Raw genomic sequence first — 25148 nt, 5'->3', positions numbered from 1 at the left:
AAGCCAGGAAACTAAAGCCCTTTCCGTTCAGCTTCGATCGGGACGGAAAGGGCTTGAGCGCTCAATAGGCCGGATGGCGCCGCCTGCCGGGCTCCCTCGGCCGATGGTCGATCGGAGGCCCCGCATAGTAGGGGTTGTTGCTGCAAATCGCGGCCAGGCCGGACGCCGAGGCCTGGCACTGCGCGATCGACGTGTAGCCGCAGTCGGTATCCTCGCCGCCCCATCGGTAGTTGGTTTTGCAAACCGGCGACGTCGAATCGTATTTCTGGGCGTTGGCTGACGCGATCGCGACAGCCCCTAGAGCCAACAGGACCAGAATCAGGCTGCGCATCAGAAAATCTCCAGTCGATCAGACGCTCGCAACGTTCATGCTTGAGCGTGCGCGTGAATAGGCATCTGCCTCGGCGCGCATCAACTCACATTCCCGCGCCGTCGGCTTGTCAGTGGATGAACAGGTCGAAGAAATTGCCCTCGCGACGATCCCGCGGCGGAACGTTCAGATAGGAGCGCGGGTCGTTGTCGCCGGCATAATAGGGGTTGGCGATGCAACTCTGACCGATGCCCGAAGCGGTGGCCAGGCACGCCTCATACGACGGATAGGAGCAGTTGCTCAGGCCGGGATATCGATCGCCCTGAATGCAGAACGGGTAGCGCACACCGACCGCCTGCGCGGACTCAATACCCAGCGTTGCGAATGCGACCGCGGACGCCGCAGCAGCAAGAATCATCGTCCGCATGTGCATTCCTGCGTAATCCGAAGCAAGCCGGCCACTGATTCCGACGCAACCCGGCCACCGATTCCGACGGAAGTCGGCCACCGATTCCGATCGAAGCCGGCCACCCTGTTGAGACCGGCCTGACGCTCTCGAAGACGGCGATCGAATCGCGGACCAGCCCCCCTTTGCGGCCGAGCAAGGGGAGGTCTGATGCCCGCCGAGAGAGCGCCGATGCGGAAGGTTCGAGAAGTTTTGAGACTGCGGCACGCCCTTGGCGTGAGCGAGCGGCAGATCGCCGTCACCGTCGGCATCAGCCGATCGACGGTTGGCGAGTATCTGCGGCGGGCTGCCGTGATCGGCATCACCTGGCCGGTGCCGGAAGGGATGGACGACGGCGAGCTCGAGCGCCGGCTGTTCACGCCGCCGACATTCGAGGAGAAGCCGGCGCGGCCGTTGCCCGACTGGACGGCGGTGCACCGGGAGCTGAAGCGGCGCAGCGTGACGCTGCTCTTGCTGTGGGAGGAATATCGCGCGGAGCACGCGGACGGCTATGGCTACAGCCGGTTCTGCGATCTCTACCGGAAATGGAGCGAGACGATCTCGCCGACCATGCGGCAGGCGCATGGGCCTGGAGAGAAGCTGTTCGTCGACTTCGCGGGCGACACGGTGCCGGTGTTCGACGCCGCTACCGGCGCGCAGCGGCTGGCCCATGTCTTTGTCGCCGTGCTGGGAGCATCCAACTACACCTTTGCCGAGGCGCGCTGGTCGGAGGGGTTGGCTGACTGGATTGCGGTGCACGTCAATGCTTTGCGGGCGATCGGCGGCGTGCCGAAGGCGATCGTCTGCGACAATCTGAAATCCGGCGTCACCGCCACCTGTCGCTATGAGCCGGGCATCAACCGCACCTACCAGGAGCTGGCCCAGCATTACGGCACCGCGATCCTGCCCACGCGTCCGCGCAAGCCGCGCGACAAGGCGAAGGTGGAAGTGGCGGTGCAAATCGTCCAGCGGTTTGTGCTGGCGAGGCTGCGGAACCAGCGCTTCTTCTCGCTTGACGAACTCAACGCGGCAATCCGCGAGGCGATCGCCGACCTCAACGCCAAGATCATGCGCAAGCTCGGCGTGAGCCGCAATGAGCTGTTCGCGCAGATCGACAAGCCGGCGCTCAAAGCCCTACCGCCGATGCCGTATCAGTATGCCGAGTGGAAGAAGTGCCGGGTCGCGCCCGACTATCACGTCGAGCTCGCCGGTCACTACTACTCGGTGCCCTCACGTCTGATCCGCGAAGAGCTCGAGGCGCGCATAACCGACAGGACGATCGAGATCCTGCACAAGGGCATCCGGGTGGCCAGCCACGCCCGCTCTGACGTGCCCCATCGCCACACCACGATCCCGGAGCACATGCCGAGCGCGCACCGGCGCTATGCCGAATGGACGCCGGCGCGGATCAAACGAGAAGCCGCCAAGATCGGCCCCGCCACGATCGCTCTCGTCGAGGCGATCATGAGAGCCAAGCCACACCCCGAGCAGGGCTTCCGGGCTTGTCTCGGCATTCTGCGGCTCGCACGCAGCTACGGCTCGGCCCGCATCGAGGCCGCCTGCCAGCGCGGCAACGACATCGGCGCGACCACCTACGGCTCGATCAAGTCGATCCTGCAGCACGGGCTCGATCGCGCCTACGCGAATGAACAGCCGCCGGACGGGCCACCAATCCGACACGGCAACATCCGCGGCACCGATTACTACCACTGAAGAAAGGAGAGACGATGTTGACACATCCCACTCACGAGCGCCTCGTCGCGCTCGGGCTCAATGGCATGGCGAAGGCCCTCGACGAACAGCAACGACAGCCTGACATCGCCGCGCTGGCCTTCGAGGAGCGCCTCGCGCTGCTCGTCGACCGCGAGGCGACCGAGCGCGAGAACAAGCGCCTGGTCGCCCGGTTGCGGTTCGCAAGCCTCCGGCAAAACGCCGTCGTCGAGGATATCGACATGAAGGCGCCGCGCGGACTCGACAAGCCGCTGTTCCAAAAGCTCGTCGCCGGCGAGTGGATCGACCGGCATCAAAACCTGCTCATCATCGGCCCGACCGGCGTCGGCAAGAGCTGGATTGCTTGCGCCTTGGGCCACAAGGCCTGCCGGGACAACCGCTCCGTGCTCTATCAACGGCTGCCGCGGCTGTTTGAGGCGCTCGCCCTCGCGCGGGGCGACGGCCGCCATGCTCGCCTCCTCAGGACCCTGGCGCGCGTGGAACTCCTGATCCTTGACGACTGGGGGCTTGCCTCGATGACGGCCGAGCAACAACGCGACCTGCTGGAGATGATGGAGGATCGCCATGGCCGCGGCTCAACCGTGGTGACAAGCCAGCTCCCGGTCGAGCATTGGCATGAACTCATCGGCAACCCAACCATTGCCGACGCCATCCTCGATCGCCTCGTGCACAACGCCCACAGGCTCACCCTCAAGGGCGAGAGCCTGCGCAAAGCCGCCGCCAAGCGTCAGACGCTTGACGACGAGGCCGCCAACTGACCTGATGACGACGTCGTCGCGAGAGCCCGCCTCGGCAGGCGGCCGGGATCATCGGAATCCCCGGCCGGCTTCCATCGGTACAGGCGGCCGGCTTCGCTCGGAATCCACGGCCGACTTCATCGGAATGCGCATGCATTCCTTTTGGCTCGCGAAGATTCGATCTCGGCGAGGATCCAAATCGGACAAGCCGGTTCCGGTCAACACGATCCTACGGGCAACCGCGCAGGCCGATCTCAATTGTGAAAATTGTGCGGCAACTATGTGGCAAAAGTTCCAAGAAGTGCCTTGTAATACAGTATTAACTTCAAATTTGAGCGAAGTCGTTTGGCCCTGTCTGTTGCAGCGAAGTTACAGCAATTCCGACGTGGGCTGCTATGACAGTGTCTCGCGGCCTTGGGGGCCTGTAGAAAAAGTTGGAACGGGAAAATGAAAAAGATTTTGCTTGTCACCGCCAGCATGATCGCGCTCAGCGCGACGGCTGCCTCTGCGGCTGACCTCGCGGCTCGCCCTTACACCAAGGCTCCGCCGCCCATGGTTGCCGCTGTTTATGATTGGACCGGCTTCTACATCGGTATCAACGGTGGTTGGGGCCAGAGCCACGACAACCGTTCGGTCGACGGTCTCGGCCAGGCCGCCAGCTACGATGCCAACGGCGGCACCGTCGGTGGTCAGATCGGCTACCGCTGGCAGGCCGGCGGCTGGGTGTTCGGTCTGGAAGCTCAGGGCAACTGGGCTGACCTGACCGGCAACGCCTCGAACAACTTCGTCGCCGGCGGCGTCGTCCGTTCGAAGACCGATGCGTTCGGCCTGTTCACCGGCCAGATCGGCTACGCCTGGAACAACGTCCTGCTCTACGCCAAGGGCGGTGCTGCGGTCACCGATCGCAACTACCAGTTCCTGGCTCCGGGCGGCGCGCTCGCTTCCGAGACCGGCTTCGACACCCGTTGGAGCCCGACGGTCGGTGTTGGCCTCGAATTCGCCTTCTCGCAGGGCTGGTCGCTCGGCGTCGAATACAACCACATCTTCGAAGACACGCATGGCGCGACCTTCGTCACCCCGGCTGGCGTTGCCGTGGCTGGCTTCCACACCGGTGGCGACACCGACATGGTTCTCGGCCGTCTGAACTACAAGTTCGGTGGCCCGATGGTGGCGCGCTACTGATCGCTCGCTTCACGCAAGCAGCGTCGAAAACCCCGGGCCTTGGCCCGGGGTTTTTTGTTAGCTCGATTGACTATTGGCCACGCAAGTCACGCCGGCTTCCCTGGCTCGGTTCGCCGCGCCGCCGACCGGGGCAGGGGTTTCCAACCGGCGGTCGACGCCGCATATTCAGGGCATGACCGAACCCCGCCTGATCTCGGAGCTGACCTGCCCATCCTGCGGCCACGTCGCTGCCGAGACCATGCCGACCGATGCCTGCCAGTTCTTCTATGACTGCAAGGGCTGCGGCATCCGGCTGAAGCCGAAGGCAGGCGATTGCTGCGTTTACTGCTCATACGGAACGGTCCAGTGTCCGCCAATGCAGGCCGGAAATTGCTGCGGGTGAGGCGCCGCGCGACCGCTCAAGTTTGATTATGGCGGTCGGCGGGGGTGGTAAATAACCGACTCTGGGGACATATTTGCTTTCATGGGACAGTGGCTAAAAGTGGCGTTGATCATTTTCGGCCTGTGCGCCGGATGGGTGGTCATTGGCTACTTGGATGATGCCGATGACGACGATGTCGTCCAAGCCGCTATGGCGCACAAATCGTAGCATACAAATGACCCCAAAACGCCCCAGAGACCCAGCAGTGGGAGCTGGCGAACTTCAAACCCGAATATCAATTCGTGGTCCGGCAATATGCCATCGGCAAGGGTCACTCGGTTAGTGTCCTGTGGCGCGGCGGCGAGGTGGACAGCATCTCTGGATTTGCCAGCGAGCATGATGCCTGGAATGGATCAGGGAGAAGTCGCAGGCATGGCTGCTAAGCAATCGCAGTAAGCTCTGATGTTGTCGGGTCCAACGCCCACTTGAACTTGATCTTTATTGCCGCGGCTCGGGCTTCTTTCGCAGAAACCGAGATCGTCAAGTAATAATCGCCAGCGTTTTTGAACATTCCCGGCCAATCAACCACCTGAGATTTGTATCCTTGGATAACGTGAATAATTCCGCTGTTCGCATTAGCTGACAGAAAGTCCAAAAACTCAAACAAGTAGGGCGCTGCCATCGCGCCAGAAGTCCAAAATGAACGACCAAATTTTTCTAAGCAACGGGCAAACTTAGACGCAGGTTCCCATCCGGGGCGAGTCCCGGCCCGAACGTCCCCGGAATTAACCAAGGACATTCTTTCAGGCTCAGTTTTCAAACTGACCCACTACCCTTGCTTGACTCCTAGAACAAAAAAGGAACATTGTTCTGCATACGTTCCAGTTCAGGGAGAGCGGCCATGTTGAAGATTTTCGTGCAGGAAGCTGCAGCGCTGGCATCGATCACGCTGTTCGTCGGGATGATCGCGGTTTGGGCCCAGCTGATCACCCAGTTCTGAAAATGTGCCCGCGGGGGCGGTGGGATAGCCCTTGGGGAAAAGCGGGACGACCTGCCGCCACGCCGCGTTCGGCGTGGACTTGGCCGGGTGAAGGCCCCACGATGGGGATGCGAGTCGGGTCTGACGCTTTTGGATTCCGGCCTCGGCGCTCGCTCCATCCCTGACTCTAAGAGATCCCGTAAGCAGCCATGCCGAATGCCGGATTCGTTCACCTTCACGTTCACTCCGCCTATTCGCTGCTGAAGGGCTCGATCAAGATCGCCAAGCTCGGCGAGCTCGCGAAGGCCGACCGCCAGCCGGCGCTGGCGCTCACCGATACCGACAACATGTTCGGGGCGCTGGAATTCTCCGACAAGATGGCCGGCTACGGCATTCAGCCGATCGTCGGCTGCGAGCTGGCGGTGGATTTCGGCGACGTTGATCCGAATACGCGCAGCATCCTGGCGACGACGGGACCGGCGCGGATCGTGCTGCTGGCGGCGCGCGAGCGCGGCTATCAGAACCTGATGCGGCTGAACTCGCGGGCGTTCCTCGAGACCCCGGTCAACCAGACCCCGCACATCAAGTTCGACTGGCTCGCCGACAACGCCGAGGACTTGATCGCACTGACCGGCGGCCCCGACGGGCCGATCGCGCTGGCGCTGCGCGCCGAGCAGGCGGCGCTGGCGGCCACCCGCTGCGAACGCCTGGCCGGCCTGTTCGGCGACCGCCTCTACATCGAATTGCAGCGCCACGGCGCCGACAAGGAGCGCCGCACCGAGGGCGGCCTGATCGATCTTGCCTATGCGAAGGGCCTGCCGCTGGTTGCGACCAACGAGCCGTATTTCGCCAGCAATGACGACTACGAATCGCATGATGCGCTGCTGTGCATCGCCGGCGGCCATCTGATCGCCGAGACCAATCGCGAGCAATTGACCCCGGATCACCGCTTCAAGACCCGCGCGGAGATGGCGGTGCTGTTCGCCGATATTCCGGAGGCGCTGGCCTCGACGGTGGAGATTGCCGAGCGCTGCTCGTTCCGGCCGAAGACCCGCAAGCCGATCCTGCCGTTCTTCACCGTCGGTGCCGCACAGAGTTCCGATGCTGCGGCCGACGAGGCTGCCGAGCTGAAGCGCCAGGCCGAGGAGGGCCTCGCCAACCGCCTGCGGGTGCACGGCCTCTCGCCGGGCATGACCGAAGAGGACTATGCCAAGCGGCTTGCCTTCGAGCTCGACGTCATCACCCGCATGAAATACGCGGGCTACTTCCTGATCGTGTCGGACTTCATCAAATGGGCGAAGGCGCAGGGCATTCCGGTCGGTCCGGGCCGCGGCTCCGGCGCCGGCTCGCTGGTCGCCTGGGTGCTGACCATCACCGACCTCGATCCGATGCGGTTTGCGCTGCTGTTCGAGCGCTTCCTCAATCCGGAACGCGTCTCGATGCCGGACTTCGACATCGACTTCTGCCAGGACCGCCGCGGCGAGGTGATCCAGTATGTGCAGGAGCGCTACGGCCGCGACCAGGTGGCGCAGATCATTACCTTCGGTACGCTGCAGGCGCGCGGCGTGCTGCGCGACGTCGGGCGCGTGCTGCAGATGCCGTACGGGCAGGTCGACAAATTGACCAAGCTGGTGCCGCAGAATCCCGCGGCTCCCGTGACGCTGGCGCAGGCGATTGAAGGCGAGCCCAAGCTGCAGGCGTTCCGCGACGAGGATCCGGTGGTGGCGCGTGCGTTCGACATCGCGCAGCGCCTCGAAGGCCTGACGCGCCACGCCTCGACCCACGCCGCAGGTATCGTGATCGGTGACCGGCCGCTGAGCGAGCTGGTGCCGATGTATCGCGATCCGAAATCCGACATGCCGGTCACCCAGTTCAACATGAAGTGGGTCGAGCCGGCGGGGCTCGTGAAGTTCGACTTCCTCGGCCTGAAGACGCTGACGGTGCTCGACGTCGCCGTGAAGCTGCTCAAGCAGCGCGACGTCCATGTCGACCTCGCGACGCTGCCGATCGACGACGCGCCGAGTTATCAGATGCTGGCACGCGGCGACGTGGTCGGCGTGTTCCAGGTGGAAAGCCAGGGCATGCGTCGCGCGCTGATCGACATGCGGCCGGACCGCTTCGAGGACATCATCGCGCTGGTGGCGCTGTATCGCCCAGGCCCGATGGCGAACATTCCGACCTATTGCGCGCGCAAGCACGGCGACGAGGAATCGGAATATCTGCATCCGATCCTGGAGCCGATCCTGAAGGAGACCTTCGGCGTCATCATCTACCAGGAACAGGTGATGCAGATCGCGCAGCAGATGGCCGGCTACTCGCTCGGCCAGGCCGACCTGCTGCGCCGCGCGATGGGCAAGAAGATCCGCGCCGAGATGGACAAGCAGCGCGACATCTTCGTCGCCGGCGCGATGAAGAACGGCGTGGCCAAGGGCCAGGCCGAGACGATCTTCGAGCTGCTCGCCAAGTTCGCCGACTACGGCTTCAACAAGAGCCACGCGGCGGCCTACGCGCTGGTGTCGTACCACACCGCCTACATGAAGGCGCATTATCCGGTCGAGTTCCTCGCGGCGTCGATGACGCTCGAACTCAACAACACGGACAAGCTGTCCGAATTCCGTTCCGAGGCGCAGCGGCTCGGCATCAAGGTCGAGGCGCCCAACATCAATCGCTCCGGCGCGACCTTCGAGGTCTCTGACAACACGATCTACTACGCGCTCGCCGCGCTGAAGGGCGTCGGCATCCAGGCAGTCGAGCAGATCATCGAGGAGCGCAAGAAGGGCGCCTTCACCTCGCTCGCCGATTTCGCCGCGCGGGTCAGCCCGCGTGCCGTCAACAAGCGGATCATTGAGAGCCTCGCCGCAGCCGGCGCCTTCGACACGCTGGAATCCAATCGCGCGCGCGTCTTCGCGGGCGCCGATTCCATCCTCGCGGCCTGCCAGCGCAGCCACGAGGCGGCGACCTCGGGACAGAACGACATGTTCGGCGGCGCGGCGGATGCGCCCAGCATCATGCTGCCGCAGGTCGAGCCATGGCTGCCCGCGGATCGGTTGCGGCGCGAATATGATGCGATCGGCTTCTTCCTGTCGGGCCATCCGCTCGACGACTATGCCACCGCGCTGAAGCGGCTGCGCGTGCAGTCATGGGCGGAATTCTCGCGCGCGGTGAAGACCGGCGCCACGGCTGGCAAGGTCGCGGCAACCGTGGTCTCGCGCATGGAGCGGCGCACCAAGACCGGAAACAAGATGGGCATCATGGGCCTGTCGGACCCGACCGGGCATTTCGAGGCGGTGCTGTTCTCGGAAGGGCTTGCGCAGTATCGCGACGTGCTCGAGCCGGGCGCGGCCGTGCTGTTGCAGCTCGGCGCCGAGCTGCAGGGCGAGGACGTGCGGGCGAGGGTGCTGCACGCCGAGCCGCTGGACCACGCCGCGGCCAAGACGCAGAAGGGCCTGCGGATCTTCGTGCGCGACACCAAGCCGCTGGATTCGATCGCCCGCCGCCTCAACATGCCGGACGCCGCACCCGCGCCGGGCGGCGCTGCAAAGCCGCCGGCGGCGGTCAGGCCCGCGCCTGCAGCCGCGCCGCCGGCAGGTGCAGCCGACGGCGACGTCTCGCTGGTGATGATGCTGGACCTCGAAACCGAGGTGGAGATGAAGCTGCCCGGCCGCTACAAGGTCTCGCCGCAGATCGCCGGCGCGATCAAGGCGGTCGCGGGCGTGGTCGACGTCCAGACCCTGTAGGGGCAGGGCGAGGGGCGGTTGCACGATTTCGGAATATTGGAAATGTATCCCTGATTTGCCCGACGGGTCAAGCTGCTCGTCCAACGCCGGTCGCCGCCAGCTCCTTTGCATGGGGTTGTTTTCGATATTTTGGCCGCGCGCACCTGCGATAGCCCTTGGGCCGCCAAACAGGGCCATTTCGGCACCATTTGGGCCCATCCGGCCGGTGTAACCGGCCGTATTTCCTTGCTTCTGGCGCAAATCGCGCTATATAGCGCGCCATCTCACACGGAAACATGGCTCTCAAGGCCGTCCGGTGGCAACCGGGCCATTCAGGCGCGTTTGCTCACACGTTTCCGGAGGAACCAACCGGAGAATTAGATCTATGTCGCTGCCCGAATTCAACATGCGTCAGCTTTTGGAAGCTGGCGTTCACTTTGGCCACCAGGCCCACCGCTGGAACCCGAAGATGCAGGATTACATCTTCGGCGCCCGCAACAACATCCACATCATCGACCTCGCGCAGACCGTGCCGATGCTGCACCGTGCCCTGCAGGCGGTCAGCGATACCGTCGCCAAGGGCGGCCGCATCCTGTTCGTCGGCACCAAGCGCTCAGCCCAGGACGGCGTTGCCGATGCCGCGAAGCGTTCTGCGCAGTACTTCGTCAATTCGCGCTGGCTCGGCGGCACGCTGACCAACTGGAAGACGATCTCGGCCTCGATCAAGCGCCTGCGTCATCTCGACGACGTGCTGTCGTCGGGCGAAGCCAACTCCTACACCAAGAAGGAGCGGCTGACGCTGCAGCGCGAGCGCGACAAGCTCGACCGTTCGCTCGGCGGCATCAAGGACATGGGCGGTCTTCCCGACATGATCTTCGTGATCGACACCAACAAGGAAGACATCGCGATCCAGGAAGCCCAGCGGCTCAACATCCCGGTCGCGGCGATCGTCGACACCAACTCGGACCCGAAGGGCATCACCTATGTGGTGCCGGGCAATGACGACGCCGGCCGCGCGATCTCGCTGTATTGCGATCTCGTGGCGCGCGCCGCCATCGACGGCATCTCGCGCGCGCAGGGCGATTCCGGAATCGATATCGGTGCGTCGGCTGCGCCGATGCAGGAAGAGCTCCCGGCGGCTGCGCCGTCCGGCTTCCAGGGGCTGGCTGGCCCGCGCGGCACCGCCGACAACCTCAAGAAGCTCACCGGCGTGTCCGGTGCGATCGAGAAGAAGCTCAACGACCTCGGCGTCTTCCACTACTGGCAGCTCGCCGAGCTCGACCACGACACCGCGCACAAGATCGGCGAAGAAGTCGGTCTGCCGAGCCGTGCCGACGCCTGGGTTGCCCAGGCCAAGACGCTCGCCGAAGCGGAATAAAAGTTACGCGGCGTCGCCGGGTCTCGTCCGGCCGCCGCTTCTATTCCACGAACAACGATTTCCCTGCTGCAGACGGCGGCGCCATCGGGCGCCGCGGTTTCTGTACAGGCAAGAAGGGCATTCAACGATGGCAACGATCTCTGCAGCGATGGTCAAGGAACTCCGCGAGTCGACCGGCGCGGGCATGATGGATTGCAAGGCGGCGCTGACCGAGACCGACGGCGACATGACCGCGGCGCAGGATTGGCTGCGCAAGAAGGGCCTCTCCAAGGCCGCCAAGAAGGCCGGCCGCGTCGCTGCCGAGGGCCTGATCGGCGCGCTGACCTCGGGCACCAAGGGCGTGCTGGTCGAGGTCAATTCCGAGACCGACTTCGTTGCGCGCAACGAGCAGTTCCAGGGCCTGGTCAAGATGATCGCGCAGGTCGCGCTGAAGCACGGCTCCGACGTCGAGGCCATCAAGGCCGCCAAGGTTGGCGACTTCACGGTGGAGCGGGCGATCTCGGACGCGATCGCCACCATCGGCGAGAACATGTCGCTGCGCCGCGCGGCGTCGCTCGAGGTGAGCAAGGGCGTTGTGTCGAGCTACGTCCACAACGCCGTGATCGAGGGCGCCGGCAAGATCGGCGTGATCGTGGCGCTGGAGTCCGCCGGCAAGACCGACGAGCTCGCAGTGCTCGGCCGTCAGCTCGCCATGCACGTCGCCGCCGCGAAGCCGCTGGCGCTCGACCCGGCCGGGCTCGATCCGGAGACCGTCAAGCGCGAGAAGGACGTGCTGGCCGACAAGTACCGCCAGCAGGGCAAGCCGGAGAACGTCATCGAGAAGATTGTCGATTCCGGCCTGAAGACCTACTACAAGGAGGTCTGCCTGCTCGATCAGGCCTTCATCCACGACAGCGGCAAGTCGGTTGCCCAGGCGGTGAAGGAAGCTGAGGGTAAGGTCGGCGGGCCGATCAAAATCGCTGGCTTTGTGAACTATGCTCTCGGTGAGGGAATCGAGAAGCAGGAAAGCGACTTCGCCGCCGAAGTCGCGGCCGCCAGCGGCAAGAAGTAACCGCTGACACAGGCGTCCGGCGCTTTGCGCCGGAGGCCTGCCTGCGCGGGATAAGAAAGCGATCGCATCATGGCTGAGCCGATCTATCGTCGCGTGGTGATCAAGCTGTCCGGCGAATATCTGGCCGGCTCCCATGGGTTCGGTATCGATCAACCGACGGTCGACCGCGTCGCCGACGATCTGATCGCGGCGCGCAAGCTCGGTATCGAGGTCGCCGTCGTGATCGGCGGCGGCAACATCGTCCGCGGCGTCGAGGTCTCCTCGCGCGGCGTGTCGCGGCCGACCGGCGACACCATGGGCATGCTTGCGACCATGATGAACTGCCTCGCGCTCGAGGCCGCGATCGAGCGCAAGGGGACCCCGGCGCGTACCCTGTCGGCATTCGTGATGCCGGAGATCTCCGAGCTGTTTACCCGTAGTGCGACGCACAAATATCTCGCCGAAGGACGGATCGTCCTGCTCGGCGGTGGAACCGGCAACCCGTTCTTCACCACCGATACCACCGCCGTGCTCCGCGCGGCCGAGATCGGTGCGCAGGCGGTGCTGAAAGCCACCAATGTGGACGGCGTCTACAACGCCGATCCGAAGAAGGACCCCAAAGCCAAGCGCTTCGACCGCCTGACCCATTCGCAGGCGATCGAGGGCGGTTATAAGGTCATGGACGCGACCGCTTTCGCGCTTGCCCGCGAGACGTCGCTGCCTATCATCGTGTTCTCGATCGCAGAGCCCGGTTCGATCGGCGCGATTCTGCGCGGTATCGGACACGGCACGGTCGTCGCAGGCTGATTGCCGCGCCTCCGGGTCCGGACTTTGGACCCGAGGGCGTCGACAGCCGGTTTCTAGTGAAGGGAGAACGTCATGGCCGCACCTGGTTTTGACATTAACGACGTGAAGCGCCGCATGCAGGGCGCCACACAATCGCTCAAGCACGAGCTCGGCGGTCTGCGCACCGGCCGCGCGGCGGCCTCCATGCTGGAGCCGGTCCAGGTCGAGGCTTACGGCTCGCATATGCCGCTCAACCAGGTTGCGACCATCAGCGTGCCCGAGCCGCGCCTGCTCTCGGTGCAGGTCTGGGACAAGACGATGGTGAAGGCGGTCGAAAAGGCGATCGTCGATTCCAATCTCGGCCTGTCGCCGGCGACCGAAGGCCAGGTGCTGCGGGCTGCGCATTCCCGAGCTCAACGAGGAGCGCCGCAAGGAGCTCGTCAAGGTCGCGCACAAATACGCCGAAGCGGCCAAGGTCGCAGTGCGCCATGTCCGCCGCGACGGCCTCGACGTGATCAAGAAGCTCGAGAAGAATCACGAGATCTCCGAGGACGATCAGGAGCGCCTGTCGAACGAGGTGCAGAAGGCGACCGACGGCATGATCGTCGAAATTGATCAGCTGCTTGCCGCCAAGGAAAAGGAAATCCTGACGGTCTAAGACGGTACAGGAACAGCCGATGTCGAACGCCGCCGCCCCAGCAACCGACGGACCGGATCGCTCCGGCAGTCCGTTGCATGTGGCGATCATCATGGACGGCAACGGGCGCTGGGCCGCTTCGCGCGGCCTGCCGCGCGTCGAGGGCCATCGCCGCGGCGTCGAGGCGCTCCGCCGCGTGGTGCGTGCGGCCCATGAGCTCGGCATCGTCTACCTCACGATCTTTTCGTTCAGCTCGGAAAACTGGTCGCGACCCGCGAGCGAGATCGGCGATCTGTTCGGCCTGCTGCGCCGCTTCATCCGCAACGATCTGGCGACGCTGCATCGTGACGGGGTGCGGGTGCGCGTGATCGGCGAGCGTGACGGGCTCGACAGCGACATCTGCGCGCTGCTCAACGAGGCCGAGGAGCTGACGAAGAACAACGACAAGCTCAACCTCGTGGTCGCCTTCAACTACGGTTCGCGAGCCGAGATCGCCGCGGCCGCGCGGCGCCTTGCGCGCGAGGTCGCCGAAGGCAAGCGCGACGCCAACTCCATCGATGCCGACACGCTCGGTCAGCATCTCGATGCGCCGGACATTCCGGATCCCGATCTGATCATCCGCACCAGCGGCGAGCAGCGCCTGTCGAACTTCCTGATGTGGCAGGCCGCCTATAGCGAACTGGTGTTCGTGCCGATTCACTGGCCGGATTTCGACAAGGCGGCGCTCGAAGGCGCGATTGCGGAATACGGCAAGCGCGAGCGCCGGTTCGGCGGTCTCGCCGTGAAAACCGGCTCGTGACCGAGGGCGAAGCCGCGCCGGCGGCAGCAAGCGAGCAACCGCCTGCAGCAAGCGAGCAGCCGCCGGCAGCAAGCGAGCAGCCGCCGGCAGCAAGCGAGCAGGGGTCGCGCAACCTCGTGACGCGCGTGGTCGCAGCGCTGGTCCTGGCGCCGGTCGCGATCGCACTGGCCTATCTGGGCGGCTTCGCCTGGTCGCTGCTGGTGACGCTGGCGGCGGTCGGGCTGTTCGCGGAATGGGTTGTCGTCACCGGGTTCGGACGCGAACTCCGCGTCGTGGTGCCCGGCGCCGTCGCACTGCTGCTGATCGGATTTTGCCTGATGGCGGGCCGTATCGATGCGGCCCTGGACGTGCTCGTGGTTGGTGTGGTCGCGGTGGCGCTGACGTCGGGCGCGCGGCGCAACTGGGCCGTTGCGGGATTGCTCTATGCGGCCGCGGCCGAAATCGCAGCGGTCGTGCTGCGCCTCGATACGGCGAAGGGCTTTGCCGCGCTGATGTTCGTGTTGCTGATCGTCTGGGTCACCGACATCGGCGGCTATTTTGCAGGGCGCAGCATCGGCGGGCCGAAGCTCTGGGTGCGGGTCAGTCCGAAGAAGACGTGGGCCGGCGCGGTCGGCGGCTTCGTGGCGAGCCTGCTTGTTGCGGCCGGCTTTGCCGCCTTCGAAATCGGGACGACCGGGCCGCTGTTGCTGCTCGGCGCCGTGTTGTCGGTGGTCTCGCAACTTGGCGATCTCTTCGAATCCGCAGTGAAGCGGCGGTTCGGGGTGAAGGATTCAAGTCACATCATTCCCGGCCATGGCGGCCTTCTGGACCGCCTGGACGGATTTGTCGCAGCCGTCATTGTGGCGGCGATTTTCGGCTTTCTCCGTGGTGGCGCCGATGGCGTTGGACGCGGTCTTATGGTTTGGTGATGAGATGAGCGCAGTTCCGTTGCGTAACAACAAGGCCCCGGCGGCATCCGCCGTGCGGACCGTGACCGTCCTCGGTGCCACCGGCTCAATCGGCGACAGCACGATGGATCTGCTGCGTGGCGCGCGTGACCGTTACCGGGTCGAGGCGCTCACCGCGAACAGCAATGTCGAGGGTCTCGCCAAGCTCGCCAGGGAGTTCGGCGCGCGATTCGCCGCCATTGCCGATCCGACGAAGCTTTCGGACCTGAAGGACGCGCTGGCCGGAACCCGGATCGAATGCGGGGCCGGGGAGAACGCGATCATCGAGGCCGCCGCGCGGCCGGCGGATTGGGTGATGGCGGCGGTCAGCGGCGCCGCCGGACTGAAGCCCGCGCTTGCCGCGGTCGATCGCGGCGCCACGGTGGCACTTGCCAACAAGGAGTGCCTGGTCTGCGCCGGCGACATTTTCATGGAGCGCGCCAAGAAGGCCGGCGCCTGCATCCTGCCGGCGGACTCCGAGCACAACGCGCTGTTCCAGGCGCTGGCATCAGGCAATCGCGAGGAACTGACGCGGGTGATCATCACCGCATCCGGCGGGCCGTTCCGCACCTGGGCCCCCGCCGACATCGAGCAGGCGACGCTGGAACAGGCGCTGAAGCATCCCAACTGGAGCATGGGGCAGAAGATCACGATCGATTCCGCGTCGATGATGAACAAGGGTCTCGAGGTGATCGAGGCGTCCTATTTGTTCGCGCTGACGCCGGACGAGATCGACGTGCTGGTGCACCCGCAGTCGATCATCCACGGCATGGTCGAGTTCTCCGACCGCTCGGTGGTCGCCCAGCTCGGCACGCCCGACATGCGAATTCCGATCGCGCATTGCCTGGGCTGGCCCGACCGCGTCGTCGGCCCGTCGGCCAAGCTCGATCTCGCCAAGATCGGACAGCTCACCTTCGAGGCGCCGGACTTCGAGCGCTTCCCGGGGCTGCGGCTGGCTTACGAGGCGCTGCGCATGGGGCACGGCGCCACGACGGTCTACAACGCCGCGAACGAGATCGCGGTTGCCGCGTTTATTGCTGGCAAGATCAAGTTCGGGGCCATCGCCCGGCTGGTCGAGGCGACGATGAACGATTGGATCAAGTCCGGGAATCAGCCACCACTGCACTCGGCGGATGATGCGATTTCCGTTGACCATATCGCGCGAAATAAAGCTGCCGCCCTATTGCCTCAAATTGCCTTAAAGGCAACCTAGAGGGTTGGGGACGGAGCCTTTAGGCTCTTGTCGAGGGAAAACGAATGCCCGAGTATTTTCTTCATAGTATCAATGCGTTGAGCCATGGGCTCCTCGGCTATATCATTCCCTTCCTATTCGTCCTGACCATCGTTGTCTTCTTTCACGAGCTCGGCCACTTCCTGGTTGCGCGCTGGGCCGGCGTGAAGGTGCTGACATTCTCGCTCGGCTTCGGGCCGGAGCTTGCCGGCTTCAACGACCGGCACGGCACGCGGTGGAAGATCTCGGCGATTCCGCTCGGCGGCTACGTCAAGTTCTTCGGCGACGACAGCGAGGCATCGACGCCGTCCACGGAGTCGCTCGCCGCCATGACGGCGGAAGAGCGCGAAGGCAGTTTCCATCACAAGTCGGTCGGAAAGCGCACCGCCATCGTGGCGGCTGGCCCGATCGCGAACTTCATCCTCGGCGCCTTGATCTTCGCGGGGATGGCGCTCTATTACGGCAAGCCGAGCACGATTGCCCGGGTCGACGGCCTGGTCGCCGAAAGCGTCGCCGCGAATGCCGGCTTCAAGGTCGGCGACGTCGTCGTGGATATCGACGGCAGCGCGATCCAGAGCTTCGCCGACATGCAGCGGATCGTAGCTTCGAATGCTGGCTCAGAGCTTGGCTTCAAGGTGAAACGGGATGGCGCGGTCGTCTCGCTGAAGGCGACGCCGGCGCTGAGGGAGGTCAAGGACCCCTTCGGCAACGCACACAAGATCGGCGTGCTCGGCATCGAGCACAAGGCTCAGGTCGGTGAAGCCACCAGCGCCTCGGTCGGCGTGCTGGAGGCCATGAAGATCGGCGTCGAGCAGGTTTGGTACATCATTGCCAGCACGTTCAAGTTCCTTGGGTCGCTGTTCGTTGGAACCGGCAATCCGGGAGAGGTGAGCGGGGTCATCGGAATCGCCAAGCTGTCGGGGCAGGCCGCGAGCGCCGGGTTCCAGTTCGTGGTCAACCTTTGCGCCATCCTGTCGGTCTCGATCGGCCTCTTGAACCTGTTCCCGATCCCGCTTCTGGATGGTGGGCACCTGCTGTTCTACAGCGCGGAGGCGCTCCGTGGCCGTCCGCTTTCGGAGCGGACGCAAGAGGTGGGTTTCCGAATCGGGCTGGGTTTGGTTCTGATGTTGATGGTGTTTGCGACGTATAACGACATCCTCAGGATCGCCGGGTCCTGAAACGGGGCTTTTTTGTGGCGTTGCCGATGGGCAACGTCTTGGAACGAAAATGGAAATGTTCAGCTGTAGTAAGTTTGCCCCCTAGGCAAATTTGGTTACAAGCTGAGCGGCAGGTTGGGAATCTGTCGGGTCGTTGGGGAACGATCCGGCATCGTTAAGATAAGGGCGCGTTGCGCATGATGTTTGGAATGCGAGTGAGGGGGGGCCTGTTCGCCGCCTTGGTCATGTTCGCCGTGCCGGTGGCTGCCACCTTGGCGGCCGTAGCTGTCTCTGCGCCTGCGTATGCGCAGACCGTTGATTCGATCACGGTGGAGGGGAACCGCCGCGTTGAAATCGAAACCATCCGCTCCTACTTCCATCCCGGACCGGGCGGTCGGCTGGGTCAGGCGCAGATCGACGACGGTCTGAAAGCGCTGATCGAAACCGGCCTGTTTCAGGACGTCCACATCGACCAACGGGGCGGGCGCCTCGTCGTGGTCGTGGTCGAGAACCCGGTGATCGGCCGCGTTGCCTTCGAAGGCAACAAGAAGGTCAAGGACGAGCAGCTCACCGCCGAAGTCCAGTCCAAGCCGCGCGGCACGTTCTCGCGCCCGATGGTCCAATCGGATGCGCTGCGCATCGCCGAAATCTACCGCCGCTCCGGCCGCTATGACGTGCGGGTCAATCCGCAGATCATCGAGCAGCCGAACAACCGCGTCGACCTGATCTTCGAGGTCAATGAAGGCGTGAAGACCGGCGTGCGGTCGATCGAGTTCATCGGCAACAATGCCTATTCGGCGTCCCGTCTGCGCGACGTCATCAAGACCCGCGAATCGAACATCCTGAGCTTCCTCGGCGGCAACGACGTCTACGACCCGGACCGGGTCGAGGCCGACCGTGACCTGCTGCGCCGCTTCTACCTCAAGAACGGTTATGCCGACGTCCAGGTGGTGGCCGCGCTGACCGAATACGATCCCGACAAGAAGGGCTTCCTGGTCACCTTCAAGATCGAAGAGGGCCAGCAGTACCGCGTCGCGTCCGTCAACTACACCTCGTCGATCGCAACGCTTAATCCGGAAGCGCTGCGTTCGTACTCGCGCGTCAATGTCGGCTCGCTCTACAACGCCGAGGCGCTGGAGAAGTCGGTCGAAGAGATGCAGATCGAGGCGTCCCGCCGCGGCTACGCGTTCGCGGTGGTCCGGCCGCGCGGCGATCGCAATTTCGACAATCACACGGTGTCGATCACCTTTGCGATCGACGAAGGTCCGCGCACCTATATCGAGCGCATCAACATCCGCGGCAACAGTCGCACGCGCGACTACGTCATCCGCCGCGAATTCGATATCTCCGAAGGCGACGCCTACAACCGCGCGTTGGTCGACCGTGCCGAACGCCGGCTGAAGAACCTCGACTTCTTCAAGACGGTGAAGATCACCACGGAGCCGGGTTCCTCCAGCGATCGCGTCATCCTGATCGTCGATCTCGAGGAGAAGTCCACCGGCGACTTCTCGGTGTCGGGCGGCTATTCGACCACCGACGGCGCGCTGGCCGAAGTCAGCGTCTCCGAACGCAACCTGCTCGGCCGCGGCCTGTTCGCGAAGGCGTCGGTCACCTACGGCCAGTATGCCCGCGGCTATTCGCTATCGTTCGTCGAACCCTATCTGCTCGACTACCGCGTCGCACTCGGTCTCGACCTCTATCAGCGCCAGCAGCTGTCCAACAGCTACATCGCCTACGGCACCAAGACGCTGGGTTTCAGCCCGCGCCTCGGCTTCAGCCTGCGGGAAGATCTCTCGCTGCAGTTGCGCTACTCGATCTATCAGCAGGAAATCACCCTGCCGTCGGCGCTCAACAACTGTAACAACGTGCCAACTATGACCTTGGCGGACGGTACCGTGGTCCCCAATCCCGCGTTCAATCCGAGCCCGGCCTATGCCAACCTGAACGGGATCAGCTTGGTGTCGACCAACGGTCTCGGCTGCTTCTTCGACGGCGAAGCCTCGCTACCGGTCCGCAAGGAACTGGCGGGCGGCAAGACCCTGACCTCGGCGCTGGGCTACACGCTGAACTACAACACCCTCGACAACAACAAGAACCCGACCGACGGTCTGATCGTCGACTTCAAGCAGGACTTCGCCGGCGTCGGCGGCGACGTCAGCTATATCAAGAGCGCAATCGACGCGAAGTACTACACCCCGCTGGTCTCCGACATCGTCGGCGTGATCCATGCGCAGGGCGGCATCCTGAACAAGCTCGGGAGCGACGATCTGCGCATGCTTGATCACTTCCAGATGGGCCCGAATCTGGTCCGCGGCTTCGCGCCGAACGGTATCGGTCCGCGTGACATCAACCCCTACGGCACCATGGACGCCGTCGGCGGTACCAAGTACTGGGGCGTGTCGGCGGAACTGCAGATGCCGTTCTGGTTCCTGCCGAAGGAAGTCGGGCTCAAGGGCGCGGTCTATGCCGACGCCGGCGGCCTCTACGACTACAAGGGCCCGACCTCGTGGGCGGCGACCGGCGAAGTCAACCAGCCCGGCTGTATCAAGCCGACCAACAATCCGCCGTCCCCGGGCACCTGCCTTGGTTTGAGTTATGACGACAGCAAGGTTGTCCGTACCTCGGTCGGTGTTGGTCTGATCTGGCAGTCGCCGTTTGGTCCGCTGCGCTTCGACTACGCCGTACCGCTGACCAAGGGTGCGTATGACCGCGTGCAAGAATTCCGGTTTGGCGGCGGTACGACTTTCTAAGTCCGCGACCCGACCGGACTGCGACGGATGGAATGGCGCAGCCGATCTTCTTCAAGAGACCTCCTTCGTCATCGCTGGCTGAAATAGCCGCGCTGACGAAGGCGCAACTGGTCGACCCCGAAAGGGGCGCGCTTCAGATCAGGGGGCTGGCCTCGCTCGACGAGGCCGGTCCGATGCATCTCGCCTTTTTCGACAATCTCAAATATGCCGACCAGCTCGCCGCGACCAAGGCCGGCGCCTGCCTGGTCAGCCCGCGTTTCGAGGCGCAGGTGCCGAAGGGCACCGCCGTGCTGCGCGCGGCGAAGCCGTTCCAGGTGTTCGTCGAGCTCGCCCGCGAATGGCACGCCGACGCGCTGCGGCCGCAGTCCTGGTTCGACACCGAGGGCATCGCGCCGTCGGCGATCATCGATCCCACCGCGCGCCTCGAGGACGGCGTCATCGTCGATCCGCTGGTCGTGATCGGCCCGCGGGTCGAGATCGGCTCGGGCACCATCATCGGCGCCGGCGCGGTCATCGGTGCCGACGTGAAGATCGGCCGCGACTGCAATGTCGGCGCCAAGACCACCATTCAGTTCGCGCTGATCGGCAACAACGTGCTGATCCATCCCGGCTGCAACATCGGCCAGGACGGCTACGGCTTCATCTTCTTCGGCCCGGCCGGGCACGTGAAGGTGCCGCAGACCGGCCGCGTGGTGATCCAGAACAATGTCGAGGTCGGCGCGGCCTCGACCATCGACCGCGGTTCCCTGCGCGACACCGTGATCGGCGAGGGCACCAAAATCGACAATCAGGTCCAGATCGGCCACAATGTGACGATCGGCCGGCACTGCCTGCTCGCGGCCCAGATCGGGCTCGCCGGCAGCCTGACGATCGGCGACAATGTCGCGCTCGGCGCCAAGGTGGGCATCAACAACCATCTCAAGATCGGCGACGGCGCCCAGGTGACGGCGATGAGCGCGGTCAAGGACGACATCCCTGCGAACGGCCGCTGGGGCGGGCATTTCGCCAAGCCGACCAAGCAGTGGTTCAGGGAAATTCTCGCGGTGGAGCGCCTGGTGCGCGACAACGAAGGCAAAGGCAAGGAACAGGAGTGATGGAGGAGGCACCGGTCAAATTCGAGCTCGTGGATATCAACGATATCCTGAAGACGCTCCCGCATCGCTTTCCGATGTTGCTGATCGACCGGGTGATCAATATCCGCACCGATTACAGCGGCATCGGCATCAAGAACGTCACCTTCAACGAGCCGCCGTTCCAGGGGCATTTCCCGGAACGTCCGGTCTACCCCGGCGTCATGATGATCGAGGCGATGGCCCAGACCGCCGGCGTGATCGGCATCAAGTCGGTCGAAGGCACCGAGAAGCCGCGCGCGGTGTATTTCCTCACCATCGACAAGTGCAAGTTCAGGAAGCCGGTGATGCCCGGCGACACCATCGAATACCACATGCGTTCGCTCGGCCGCCGCAAGACGATGTGGTGGTTTCACGGCGATGCCAAGGTCAACGGCCAGGTCGTCGCCGAGGCCGATGTCGGCGCGATGCTGACCGACTAGAGCGTTTTCGAAACGCGGAGGTCAGGACGCGCGGCAGGCGTATCGGCCGTCCGCACCTGCGATCCGCAACACGCGGTTGAGATAGATGCCCATCGACGGCGCGATCATCAGTGCGTCGAAGGTCTCGGCTGGGACGCCGCAATAGTGCTGGTAGCTGCCCCTGACCGCGACCAGCAGCCTGCGCTCGCCGGCGCTGTAGCAGACCCGCTGGACGATCGTGCTGCGATTGACGTCGCGGCAGTCGAAGGTCGAGAGATCGACGGTCGTGCTGTTGCCAAGATCGACCGTCTCCGGGCGGATCGGCACAGAGAGCAGGCTGAGGATCAGCGCGGCGGCCCGGACCATCGATCGGTTGCGACCTTCTCGTTTGCAACAGGCGGTCATGATACGTCACTGGACAGGACGGTCAAAGTCGCGCTAACGACCGCCCCAATCGACAGCATAGTGCTTTGGTGCCATTAACGAGTTCCGGATCGAAACTTCATGAGCATGATCGACCCCACTGCGCGGATTGCGGATGGCGCTGTGATCGGGGCCGGCACCGAGATCGGTCCGTACTGCATCATCGGCCCCAATGTCGTGCTCGGCGAGAACTGCAAGCTGATCGCGCATGTCACGATCAGCGGGCACACGAAGATCGGCGCCGGCTGCATCATCTCGCCGTTTGCCGCACTCGGCGGGCCGCCGCAGGATCTCAGCTATCGCGGCGAGCCGACGCGTCTCGAAGTCGGCGAGGCCTGCACGATCCGCGAGGGCGTGACGATGAACGTCGGCACGGTCAAGGGCGGCGGGCTCACCCGCGTCGGCGATCGCGGCTTCTTCATGAACAACAGCCATGTCGGCCATGACTGCATGGTCGGCAACGGCGTGATCTTCGCGACGTCGGCGACGCTCGGCGGCCACTGCGAGATCGGCGACTTCGTCTATATCGGCGGCCTGTCGGCGGTGCACCAGTTCACCCGCGTCGGTTCGCAGGTGATGATCGGCGGCGTCTGCGGCGTGCGCGGCGACATCATCCCGTTCGGGCTTGCCAACGGCCAGTACGCGGTGCTCGAAGGACTCAACATCATCGGCATGCGGCGCCGCCAGTTCACCAAGGCGCGGCTGGCGACGGTGCGTGCGTTCTATCAGAAGCTGTTCCACGGTCCCGGCGTCTTCGCCGAGCGTCTCGCCGCGGTGCAGCCGCTCGCGGGCGAGGATCCCGCGATCGCAGAAATCCTCGCCTTCATCGAGGGCGGCAAGCTGCGGCCGCTCTGTCTTCCCGCCGATACCAAATGAGCAGGGGATGGCCGCCAGCATGACGTCAGCGGCGCCCTCGCTTTCCTCGCCGGTCGGCGTGATCGCCGGCGGCGGTGCCATGCCGTTCGCGGTCGCGGACTCGCTCACCGCGCGCGGCATCACGCCGGTGCTGTTCGCGCTGCGCGGCGCCTGCGATCCCGCGCGCGCACAGCGGTTTCGTCACCGCTGGATCTCGGTCGGCCAGCTTGGCCGGGCGACCCGGCTGTTCCGCGATGAAGGCTGCCGCGACCTGATCTTCATCGGTACGCTGGTGCGTCCCGCATTGTCGGAGATCCGGCTCGACTGGGGCACGCTGCGGCTGCTCGGCCATGTCGTGCGCGCGTTTCGCGGCGGCGACGATCATTTGCTGTCGAGCGTCGGCCGCATCCTCGAGCAAGAGGGATTTCGCATGGTCGGGATCAAGGATGTCGCGCCCGACCTCCTGATGCCGGAAGGCACCGTGACGCGCACGACGCCGGACAGCGCGGCGCTCGCCGATATCGCGCGCGGCCGCGGGGTGCTCGATGCGCTCGGCCCGTTCGACATCGGCCAGGCCGCGGTGGTGATCGACGGCCACGTGGTTGCGGTCGAGGATATCGAAGGCACCGACGGCCTGCTCGCGCGCGTGGCGCGGCTGCGCGCCGGGGGCCGCATTCGCACCAAGGCGGGCCGCGGGGTGCTGGTGAAGGCACCGAAGAGCAGGCAGGATCTGCGCTTCGATCTGCCGACCATCGGTCCGCGGACGGTCGAAGGCGCGGCGGCGGCGGGCATCGCCGGGATCGCCGTGATCGCCGGCAACACGCTGGCCGCCGATCCGCAGGCCCTGGTCGAGACTGCCGACGCCAAGGGGCTGTTCGTGATCGGATTGGCGGACTGATGCAGGCGCCCAGTCCCAGCCGCCGCCGCAAGATCTTCCTCATCGCGACCGAGGAATCCGGCGACCGCCTTGGTGCGGCACTGATGAAGGTGCTGCGAGAGCGGCTCGGCGACGCCGTGCAATTCTCCGGCGTCGGCGGCCGGGCGATGACCGGCGAGGGCATCGCGCCGCTGTTTCCGATCGAAGAACTCTCGATCATGGGCTTTGCCGCCGTCGTGAAGCAGTTGCCGAAGATCCTGCAATTGATCCGCCGCACCGCCGATGCCGTGCTCGCCGACGCGCCCGACATGCTCGTCATCATCGACAGCCCCGATTTCACGCATCGCGTTGCTCGCCGTGTTCGCGCGCGCAATCCGGACATTCCGATTATCGACTATGTGTCGCCGTCGGTGTGGGCCTGGCGGCCGGGCAGGGCGCGCGCGATGCGGCGCTATGTCGATCACGTGCTCGCGCTGCTGCCGTTCGAGCCTGAGGAATATCGCAAGCTGCAGGGGCCCCCGTGCAGCTATGTCGGCCATCCCCTGACCGAGCAGCTCGGCTCGCTGCGGCCGAACGAGGATGAGCAGAAGCGGCGCGATGCGCAGCCGCCGGTGCTGCTGGTCCTGCCCGGAAGCCGACGCAGCGAGATCGGGCATCATCTGGCGCTGTTCGGCGCGGCGCTCGGCCAGCTCAACCAGCAAACGCCGTTCGAGCTCGTGCTTCCCACCATGCCGCATCTCGAGACGATGGTGCGCGACGGCGTCGCGTCGTGGCCGGTGGTGCCGCGGCTCGCGATCGGCGAAACGGAGAAACGCGCGGCGTTCCGCGTGGCGCGCGCGGCGCTGGCAAAGTCGGGCACCGTGACGCTGGAGCTCGCGTTGTCGGGCATTCCGATGGTGACGGCCTATCGCGTCGGCGCGGCCGAGGCCTTCATCCTGCGCCGCGCGATCCGGGTGTCGTCGGTGATCCTCGCCAACCTCGTGATCGGTAGCGATATCATCCCGGAGTTCCTGCAGGAGAACTGCACGCCGGACAAGCTCGCGCCGGCGTTGAGCGAGGTGCTTGCGGATACCCCGGAGCGTCTGCGGCAGCTCGTGGCGTTCGCCACGATGGACGGCAAGATGTCGACCGGCGACAAGCCGCCGAGCGTCCGCGCCGCCGAGATCGTGCTGGCGGAACTGGACCGGCGTTCGACCTAGCCAATCGATGATGCCCTCGCTCAGCGGCGACATACGGCCGCAACGGTTCCGCTTGCCTTGAAGTGTTAGATGTCGCTAATATTAGCAATATCTAATATAGATGCGGAG

The 25148-nt window shown here is 64.6% G+C and carries 22 protein-coding genes and 2 pseudogenes; 20 read left to right on the top strand and 4 right to left on the bottom strand.

Translation table 11 applies throughout. The features are described 5' to 3' along the window. Positions 1-61: 61 nt before the first annotated feature. Together ACVILL_RS33725 and ACVILL_RS33720 are read right to left on the bottom strand one after the other, a co-directional pair. Positions 62-331 (bottom strand): DUF3551 domain-containing protein, encoded by a 270-nt coding sequence (locus ACVILL_RS33725; protein ID WP_456732995.1) that lies wholly within the window; start codon positions 329-331, stop codon positions 62-64. 109 nt (positions 332-440) lie between these two features. After that, on the bottom strand, positions 441-737 hold the full coding sequence (locus tag ACVILL_RS33720; protein WP_456732994.1) for a DUF3551 domain-containing protein: 297 nt from the start codon (positions 735-737) through the stop codon (positions 441-443). 210 nt (positions 738-947) lie between these two features. On the opposite strand from ACVILL_RS33720, the gene istA reads away from it, so the two are divergent. The 5 genes and pseudogenes from istA to ACVILL_RS33695 form a co-directional block, all read left to right on the top strand. Continuing rightward, complete coding sequence (gene istA, locus ACVILL_RS33715) at positions 948-2468, top strand: IS21 family transposase (protein WP_456727992.1); 1521 nt, start codon at positions 948-950, stop codon at positions 2466-2468. 14 nt (positions 2469-2482) lie between these two features. Next, positions 2483-3244, top strand: a complete 762-nt coding sequence (gene istB / locus ACVILL_RS33710; RefSeq protein WP_456727991.1) for an IS21-like element helper ATPase IstB — start codon at positions 2483-2485, stop codon at positions 3242-3244. Positions 3245-3670: 426 nt separating this feature from the next. Further along, a complete protein-coding gene (locus tag ACVILL_RS33705) occupies positions 3671-4405 on the top strand; it encodes an outer membrane protein (protein ID WP_456732993.1) in 735 nt (244 codons plus the stop codon). 172 nt (positions 4406-4577) lie between these two features. Next, positions 4578-4787, top strand: a complete 210-nt coding sequence (locus tag ACVILL_RS33700; RefSeq protein ID WP_456732992.1) for a GDCCVxC domain-containing (seleno)protein — start codon at positions 4578-4580, stop codon at positions 4785-4787. A gap of 239 nt (positions 4788-5026) precedes the next feature. Then, a pseudogene (locus ACVILL_RS33695) lies at positions 5027-5229 on the top strand (hypothetical protein); the annotation flags it as partial. Here the strand turns inward: ACVILL_RS33695 and ACVILL_RS33690 are convergent. After that, on the bottom strand, positions 5206-5448 hold the full coding sequence (locus ACVILL_RS33690) for a hypothetical protein (RefSeq protein ID WP_456732991.1): 243 nt from the start codon (positions 5446-5448) through the stop codon (positions 5206-5208). The pseudogene ACVILL_RS33695 and the gene ACVILL_RS33690 overlap by 24 nt on opposite strands. A 506-nt stretch (positions 5449-5954) precedes the next feature. Between ACVILL_RS33690 and dnaE the strand changes: the two genes are divergently transcribed. The 12 genes and pseudogenes from dnaE to fabZ all read left to right on the top strand — a co-directional run bounded on the left by dnaE (position 5955) and on the right by fabZ (position 21707). After that, positions 5955-9482: a DNA polymerase III subunit alpha gene (dnaE, locus tag ACVILL_RS33685; protein WP_456732990.1), complete on the top strand. Its 3528-nt coding sequence runs from the start codon at positions 5955-5957 to the stop codon at positions 9480-9482. Between the two features lie 364 nt (positions 9483-9846). Continuing rightward, positions 9847-10839: a 30S ribosomal protein S2 gene (locus ACVILL_RS33680; RefSeq protein WP_456732989.1), complete on the top strand. Its 993-nt coding sequence runs from the start codon at positions 9847-9849 to the stop codon at positions 10837-10839. Positions 10840-10966: 127 nt separating this feature from the next. Next, positions 10967-11890 carry a translation elongation factor Ts gene (gene tsf, locus ACVILL_RS33675; protein WP_456732988.1) on the top strand — a complete coding sequence of 308 codons (924 nt, stop codon included), beginning with the start codon at positions 10967-10969 and terminating at the stop codon, positions 11888-11890. 69 nt (positions 11891-11959) lie between these two features. Then, a complete protein-coding gene (gene pyrH / locus ACVILL_RS33670) occupies positions 11960-12676 on the top strand; it encodes a UMP kinase (RefSeq protein ID WP_456732987.1) in 717 nt (238 codons plus the stop codon). A 72-nt stretch (positions 12677-12748) separates the two neighbouring features. Continuing rightward, positions 12749-13313 (top strand): annotated as a pseudogene (gene frr / locus ACVILL_RS33665) (ribosome recycling factor). A 19-nt stretch (positions 13314-13332) separates the two neighbouring features. Then, the gene (locus ACVILL_RS33660) at positions 13333-14091 is read left to right on the top strand and encodes an isoprenyl transferase (protein ID WP_456732986.1); all 759 of its coding nucleotides are present in this window, start codon (positions 13333-13335) and stop codon (positions 14089-14091) included. After that, positions 14088-14999 carry a phosphatidate cytidylyltransferase gene (locus ACVILL_RS33655; protein ID WP_456732985.1) on the top strand — a complete coding sequence of 304 codons (912 nt, stop codon included), beginning with the start codon at positions 14088-14090 and terminating at the stop codon, positions 14997-14999. The genes ACVILL_RS33660 and ACVILL_RS33655 overlap by 4 nt, the downstream gene beginning before the upstream one ends. 4 nt (positions 15000-15003) lie before the next feature. Then, on the top strand, positions 15004-16230 hold the full coding sequence (dxr, locus tag ACVILL_RS33650) for a 1-deoxy-D-xylulose-5-phosphate reductoisomerase (RefSeq protein WP_456732984.1): 1227 nt from the start codon (positions 15004-15006) through the stop codon (positions 16228-16230). 44 nt (positions 16231-16274) lie between these two features. After that, entirely contained in the window at positions 16275-17426 is a 1152-nt protein-coding gene (gene rseP, locus ACVILL_RS33645) for an RIP metalloprotease RseP (RefSeq protein WP_456732983.1), read from the top strand. 176 nt (positions 17427-17602) lie between these two features. Continuing rightward, positions 17603-20155: an outer membrane protein assembly factor BamA gene (gene bamA / locus ACVILL_RS33640; RefSeq protein ID WP_456732982.1), complete on the top strand. Its 2553-nt coding sequence runs from the start codon at positions 17603-17605 to the stop codon at positions 20153-20155. Positions 20156-20187: 32 nt separating this feature from the next. Continuing rightward, entirely contained in the window at positions 20188-21249 is a 1062-nt protein-coding gene (lpxD, locus tag ACVILL_RS33635; protein ID WP_456732981.1) for a UDP-3-O-(3-hydroxymyristoyl)glucosamine N-acyltransferase, read from the top strand. Continuing rightward, positions 21249-21707 (top strand): 3-hydroxyacyl-ACP dehydratase FabZ, encoded by a 459-nt coding sequence (fabZ, locus tag ACVILL_RS33630; RefSeq protein WP_050423841.1) that lies wholly within the window; start codon positions 21249-21251, stop codon positions 21705-21707. The genes lpxD and fabZ overlap by 1 nt, the downstream gene beginning before the upstream one ends. Positions 21708-21728: 21 nt before the next feature. Here the strand turns inward: fabZ and ACVILL_RS33625 are convergent, their stop codons facing one another. Continuing rightward, positions 21729-22052, bottom strand: coding sequence for a KTSC domain-containing protein (locus ACVILL_RS33625; protein ID WP_456732980.1), 324 nt, complete (start codon positions 22050-22052; stop codon positions 21729-21731). A gap of 138 nt (positions 22053-22190) precedes the next feature. On the opposite strand from ACVILL_RS33625, the gene lpxA reads away from it, so the two are divergent. Genes lpxA through lpxB form a run of 3 tightly spaced genes read left to right on the top strand, consistent with a single transcriptional unit; the run spans position 22191 to position 25040 of the window. Then, positions 22191-22985 carry an acyl-ACP--UDP-N-acetylglucosamine O-acyltransferase gene (gene lpxA, locus ACVILL_RS33620; RefSeq protein ID WP_456732979.1) on the top strand — a complete coding sequence of 265 codons (795 nt, stop codon included), beginning with the start codon at positions 22191-22193 and terminating at the stop codon, positions 22983-22985. A gap of 19 nt (positions 22986-23004) precedes the next feature. After that, on the top strand, positions 23005-23862 hold the full coding sequence (locus ACVILL_RS33615) for an LpxI family protein (RefSeq protein WP_456734426.1): 858 nt from the start codon (positions 23005-23007) through the stop codon (positions 23860-23862). Next, on the top strand, positions 23862-25040 hold the full coding sequence (lpxB, locus tag ACVILL_RS33610) for a lipid-A-disaccharide synthase (RefSeq protein WP_456732978.1): 1179 nt from the start codon (positions 23862-23864) through the stop codon (positions 25038-25040). Before ACVILL_RS33615 ends, lpxB begins: the two co-directional genes overlap by 1 nt. Positions 25041-25148: the final 108 nt, after the last annotated feature.

The organism is Bradyrhizobium sp. USDA 3364, from assembly GCF_054056355.1.
The sequence above is the reverse complement of the archived record's forward strand: the minus strand, read 5'-3'. Positions and strand labels throughout refer to the sequence as shown.

What these genes read in the sequence shown, in the direction of transcription:
- ACVILL_RS33725 (WP_456732995.1), bottom strand. Translation starts at nt 331, where the DNA reads ATGCGCAGCCTGATTCTGGTCCTGTTGGCTCTAGGGGCTGTCGCGATC.
- ACVILL_RS33720 (WP_456732994.1), bottom strand. Translation starts at nt 737, where the DNA reads ATGCGGACGATGATTCTTGCTGCTGCGGCGTCCGCGGTCGCATTCGCA.
- istA (WP_456727992.1), top strand. Translation starts at nt 948, where the DNA reads ATGCGGAAGGTTCGAGAAGTTTTGAGACTGCGGCACGCCCTTGGCGTG.
- istB (WP_456727991.1), top strand. Translation starts at nt 2,483, where the DNA reads ATGTTGACACATCCCACTCACGAGCGCCTCGTCGCGCTCGGGCTCAAT.
- ACVILL_RS33705 (WP_456732993.1), top strand. Translation starts at nt 3,671, where the DNA reads ATGAAAAAGATTTTGCTTGTCACCGCCAGCATGATCGCGCTCAGCGCG.
- ACVILL_RS33700 (WP_456732992.1), top strand. Translation starts at nt 4,578, where the DNA reads ATGACCGAACCCCGCCTGATCTCGGAGCTGACCTGCCCATCCTGCGGC.
- ACVILL_RS33690 (WP_456732991.1), bottom strand. Translation starts at nt 5,448, where the DNA reads ATGGCAGCGCCCTACTTGTTTGAGTTTTTGGACTTTCTGTCAGCTAAT.
- dnaE (WP_456732990.1), top strand. Translation starts at nt 5,955, where the DNA reads ATGCCGAATGCCGGATTCGTTCACCTTCACGTTCACTCCGCCTATTCG.
- ACVILL_RS33680 (WP_456732989.1), top strand. Translation starts at nt 9,847, where the DNA reads ATGTCGCTGCCCGAATTCAACATGCGTCAGCTTTTGGAAGCTGGCGTT.
- tsf (WP_456732988.1), top strand. Translation starts at nt 10,967, where the DNA reads ATGGCAACGATCTCTGCAGCGATGGTCAAGGAACTCCGCGAGTCGACC.
- pyrH (WP_456732987.1), top strand. Translation starts at nt 11,960, where the DNA reads ATGGCTGAGCCGATCTATCGTCGCGTGGTGATCAAGCTGTCCGGCGAA.
- ACVILL_RS33660 (WP_456732986.1), top strand. Translation starts at nt 13,333, where the DNA reads ATGTCGAACGCCGCCGCCCCAGCAACCGACGGACCGGATCGCTCCGGC.
- dxr (WP_456732984.1), top strand. Translation starts at nt 15,004, where the DNA reads ATGAGCGCAGTTCCGTTGCGTAACAACAAGGCCCCGGCGGCATCCGCC.
- rseP (WP_456732983.1), top strand. Translation starts at nt 16,275, where the DNA reads ATGCCCGAGTATTTTCTTCATAGTATCAATGCGTTGAGCCATGGGCTC.
- bamA (WP_456732982.1), top strand. Translation starts at nt 17,603, where the DNA reads ATGATGTTTGGAATGCGAGTGAGGGGGGGCCTGTTCGCCGCCTTGGTC.
- lpxD (WP_456732981.1), top strand. Translation starts at nt 20,188, where the DNA reads ATGGCGCAGCCGATCTTCTTCAAGAGACCTCCTTCGTCATCGCTGGCT.
- fabZ (WP_050423841.1), top strand. Translation starts at nt 21,249, where the DNA reads ATGGAGGAGGCACCGGTCAAATTCGAGCTCGTGGATATCAACGATATC.
- ACVILL_RS33625 (WP_456732980.1), bottom strand. Translation starts at nt 22,052, where the DNA reads ATGGTCCGGGCCGCCGCGCTGATCCTCAGCCTGCTCTCTGTGCCGATC.
- lpxA (WP_456732979.1), top strand. Translation starts at nt 22,191, where the DNA reads ATGAGCATGATCGACCCCACTGCGCGGATTGCGGATGGCGCTGTGATC.
- ACVILL_RS33615 (WP_456734426.1), top strand. Translation starts at nt 23,005, where the DNA reads ATGACGTCAGCGGCGCCCTCGCTTTCCTCGCCGGTCGGCGTGATCGCC.
- lpxB (WP_456732978.1), top strand. Translation starts at nt 23,862, where the DNA reads ATGCAGGCGCCCAGTCCCAGCCGCCGCCGCAAGATCTTCCTCATCGCG.